Genomic DNA, 4,165 nt, shown 5'->3' on the forward strand with positions numbered 1-4,165 from the left:
TGCTCAATCGCCGCAGGGGCTTGAAAGATCGCCTCAATCGCCGGCGGGGCTTGAATCATCAAGTCCCGCCGGCGATTGAGGCGCGGGGTCCGGGGCGGAGCCCCGTGGTTAGGCCGGGGCCGTCACGAAGTCGATCAGTTCCTCCACGCGGCCCAGGAGCGCCGGTTCCAGGTCCTTGTAGGAGTGGACCCGCGACAGGATGTGCTGCCAGGCCTCGCCCGTATTCGCCACCCGCCACCCGAGCGCACCGCACACGCCCGTCTTCCAGTCCTGCCCCCGCGGCACCCGCGGCCACGCCTCGATGCCCACGGACGAAGGCTTCACCGCCTCCCAGATGTCGATGTAGGGGTGCCCCACGACCAGCGCGTGCTCACTCGTCACGGACTGGGCGATGCGCCACTCCTTCGACCCCTGCACCAGGTGGTCGACGAGGACCCCGAGCCGCGCGTCCGGCCCCGGGGCGAACTCGGAGACGACCGCCGGAAGGTCGTCGACGCCCTCCAGGAACTCCACCGCCACGCCCTCGATCCGCAGGTCGTGACCCCAGACCCGCTCGATGAGCTCGGCGTCGTGCTTGCCCTCCACGTAGATGCGGCCCGCCCGGGCCACCCGCGCACGGGCCCCCGGAACCGCCACCGAGCCCGACGCCGACCGGGCGGGGCCCCTCGCGGCCGGCCCCGAGGGACGTACCAGCGTGACGACCTTGCCGTCGATCATGAAGCCGCGCGGTTCCATCGGAAACACCCGGAGCTTGCCGAAGCGGTCCTCCAGGGTCACCGTCGGCCCCTGCGCCGTCTTCTCGACCCGGACCACCGCCCCGCAGAAGCCCGTGGTGACCTCCTCGACGACGAGGTCCGGTTCGGCCGGGACCTCGGGGGTCGGCTTGTTCCGCTTCCACGGAGGAGTCAGGTCGGCAGAGTACAAATGGCGCTGCGGGCCCGAAGGGCCCTCGTCGGAGGGGCGGTGGCGGGAGACGGGTGGGAGCATTCGAGGGACGATAAGAGAAGTCCCGGGTCCCCGGCTACGACACGCCGAAACGCGCCGCCAATGTGGCGCGCTGCGCACGGACGAACTCCGCATTCACCGTCGAACCGTGCCCCGGAACGTACACCGCGTCCTCGCCGCCGAGGTCGAGGAGCCGGTCGAGCGCGGCCGGCCAGTGACCCGGCGCCGCGTCAGGACCCGCCTGCGGTTCGCCCGACTCCTCCACCAGGTCGCCGCAGAAGACGATCTCCGGGCCTGAAGGGCTGCCGGGGACCAGGACCGCCAGGTCGTGGCCCGTGTGCGCGGGACCGATGTTCGCGAGCAGCACCGTCAGGCCGCCGCCCAGGTCGAGCGTCCACTCGCCGCACACCCGGTGCGGCGGGGTGACGAGGATGTCGACCGCCTCGGTCGCCGCGTCCGGGTCGACCCCGTGCCGCACGGCGTCGGCGCGCAGCCCCTCGGCGCCGCGCTCGAAGAGGACGTCGATGCCCACCGCCCCGTACACCTCGACACCCGCGAACGCGGCCGTGCCGAGCACATGGTCGAAGTGCGGGTGGGTCAGTGCGACATGGGTCACTCTCCGGTGCGCACCGAGGAGCGCGCGGGCGTCGGCGCGCAGCCGGACGCCTTCACGGAGTGAGGATCCCGTGTCGATCAAGAGCGCCGCATCCACACCGACGACGAGGCCGCTCGTGCAGTCGAGCCCCGGCAACCGCACCCGCCCCACATTCGGCGCGAGTCCCTCCCAACCCGCCGAGACCCAATCGATACGCTGCTCGAACTCCATACCTCGACGCTAGCTCCCTTGCCGGGCCCGTACCCACCGGCCGTACACTGAGCCGGGGAAGATTGGCACTCGCCCATTGGGAGTGCCAAAGCAGGATGATCGCGGCGGCTGATTCTGGAGGTGTGCGCCGATGCTCAACGAACGCAGGCTCGAAGTGCTGCGCGCCATCGTCCAGGACTATGTCGGCACCGAGGAGCCCGTCGGCTCCAAGGCGCTCACCGAGCGGCACCAGCTCGGGGTCTCGCCGGCGACGGTGCGCAACGACATGGCGGCCCTGGAGGACGAGGGATTCATCGCCCAGCCGCACACCAGTGCCGGGCGCATCCCCACCGACAAGGGCTACCGCCTCTTCGTCGACAAGCTCACCGCCGTCAAGCCGATGGCCGGTCCCGAGCGGCGTGCCGTGCAGAACTTCCTGGACGGCGCGGTCGATCTGGACGATGTCGTGGGCCGGACCGTGCGGCTGCTCGCGCAGCTCACCCGGCAGGTGGCGATCGTCCAGTACCCGTCCCTGACCCGGTCCACGGTGCGCCACGTCGAGCTGCTGTCGCTCGCGCCCGCCCGTCTGATGCTCGTACTGATCACGGACACCGGGCGCGTGGAGCAGCGGATGATCGACTGCCCGGCCCCCTTCGGTGAATCGTCCCTGGCGGATCTGCGGGCCCGGCTGAACAGCCGCGTCGCGGGCCGCCGGTTCGCCGACGTACCGCAGCTGGTGCAGGACCTGCCGGACGCCTTCGAGCAGGAGGACCGCGGCACGGTCTCGACGGTGCTCTCCACTCTTCTGGAGACGCTCGTCGAGGAGTCCGAGGAGCGGCTGATGATCGGCGGCACCGCCAATCTCACTCGCTTCGGACATGATTTTCCCCTCACCATCCGGCCCGTTCTGGAAGCCTTGGAGGAGCAGGTCGTGCTCCTCAAGCTCCTTGGCGAGCTGGGAGATTCGGGCATGGCCGTACGGATCGGTCACGAGAACGCCCATGAGGGACTCAACTCCACATCCGTGGTGTCGGTCGGTTACGGTTCGGGCGGCGAGGCAGTGGCCAAGCTCGGCGTGGTCGGCCCGACCCGCATGGATTACCCGGGAACGATGGGAGCAGTACGCGCAGTGGCACGTTACGTCGGACAGATCCTGGCGGAGTCGTAAGTGGCCACGGACTACTACGCCGTACTCGGCGTGCGCCGCGACGCTTCCCAGGACGAAATCAAGAAGGCCTTCCGAAGGCTGGCGCGTGAGCTTCACCCGGATGTGAATCCGGACCCGAAGACTCAGGAGCGCTTCAAGGAGATCAACGCCGCCTACGAGGTGCTCTCCGACCCGCAGAAGAAGCAGGTCTACGACCTCGGGGGAGACCCCCTGTCGCAGTCCGGCGGAGGCGGCGGGGCCGGTGGCTTCGGCGCCGGCGGGTTCGGGAACTTCTCGGACATCATGGATGCCTTCTTCGGCACGGCGTCGCAGCGTGGACCCCGGTCCCGTACGCGCCGTGGCCAGGACGCCATGATCCGGCTCGAGATCGAGCTCGACGAGGCGGCCTTCGGCACCACCAAGGACATCCAGGTCGACACGGCTGTCGTCTGTACGACCTGTAGCGGTGAGGGTGCCGCTCCGGGTACGTCGGCGCAGACCTGCGACATGTGTCGCGGGCGCGGTGAGGTCTCGCAGGTCACGCGGTCCTTCCTCGGCCAGGTCATGACCTCGCGGCCGTGCCCGCAGTGCCAGGGCTTCGGGACCGTCGTCCCGACGCCGTGCCCGGAGTGTGCCGGTGACGGCCGCATCCGGTCGCGTCGCACGCTGACGGTGAAGATCCCGGCCGGTGTGGACAACGGCACGCGGATCCAGCTCGCGGGCGAGGGCGAGGTCGGGCCCGGTGGCGGCCCCGCCGGTGACCTCTACGTGGAGATCCACGAACTCCCGCACCCGACCTTCCAGCGGCGCGGCGACGACCTTCACTGCACGGTCACCATCCCGATGACGGCGGCGGCCCTCGGCACGAAGGTGCCGCTGGAGACGCTCGACGGCGTGGAGGAGATCGACATCCGGCCGGGCACGCAGTCCGGCCAGTCGGTTCCGCTGCACGGGTTCGGTGTCACGCATCTGCGGGGCGGTGGCCGTGGTGACCTCATCGTGCATGTCGAGGTCATGACTCCGCAGAAGTTGGATCCGGAGCAGGAGAGGGTGTTGCGGGAGCTTGCGGAGTTGCGTGGCGAGGAGCGGCCCACGGGGCAGTTCCAGCCGGGTCAGCAGGGCCTCTTCTCCCGCCTGAAGGACGCGTTCAACGGCCGTTGAGCCACCCGCCGTTACGGCCTCGGGGCTCTGCCCCGGACCCCGCTGCTCAATCGCCGCAGGGGCTTAAAAGATCGCCTCAATCGCCGGCGGGGCTTGAAATATCAAGC

4 protein-coding genes are annotated in these 4,165 nt (G+C 69.8%); 2 read left to right on the top strand and 2 right to left on the bottom strand.

The features are described from left to right. Nucleotides 1-108 precede the first annotated feature (108 nt). Both ACWD2L_RS40830 and ACWD2L_RS40835 read right to left on the bottom strand, forming a co-directional pair. On the bottom strand, nt 109-987 hold the full coding sequence (locus tag ACWD2L_RS40830) for a DUF3097 domain-containing protein (protein WP_351345999.1): 879 nt from the start codon (nt 985-987) through the stop codon (nt 109-111). A 34-nt stretch (nt 988-1,021) separates the two neighbouring features. After that, the gene (locus tag ACWD2L_RS40835) at nt 1,022-1,771 is read right to left on the bottom strand and encodes an MBL fold metallo-hydrolase (protein WP_351346002.1); all 750 of its coding nucleotides are present in this window, start codon (nt 1,769-1,771) and stop codon (nt 1,022-1,024) included. Nucleotides 1,772-1,901: 130 nt separating this feature from the next. Between ACWD2L_RS40835 and hrcA the strand changes: the two genes are divergently transcribed. Together hrcA and dnaJ are read left to right on the top strand one after the other, a co-directional pair. Beyond that, nucleotides 1,902-2,918: a heat-inducible transcriptional repressor HrcA gene (gene hrcA, locus ACWD2L_RS40840; RefSeq protein WP_351346005.1), complete on the top strand. Its 1,017-nt coding sequence runs from the start codon at nt 1,902-1,904 to the stop codon at nt 2,916-2,918. Further along, nucleotides 2,919-4,058 (top strand): molecular chaperone DnaJ, encoded by a 1,140-nt coding sequence (dnaJ, locus tag ACWD2L_RS40845; protein WP_351346008.1) that lies wholly within the window; start codon nt 2,919-2,921, stop codon nt 4,056-4,058. Nucleotides 4,059-4,165 lie beyond the last annotated feature (107 nt).

This window comes from Streptomyces sp. NPDC002754 (genome assembly GCF_053592315.1).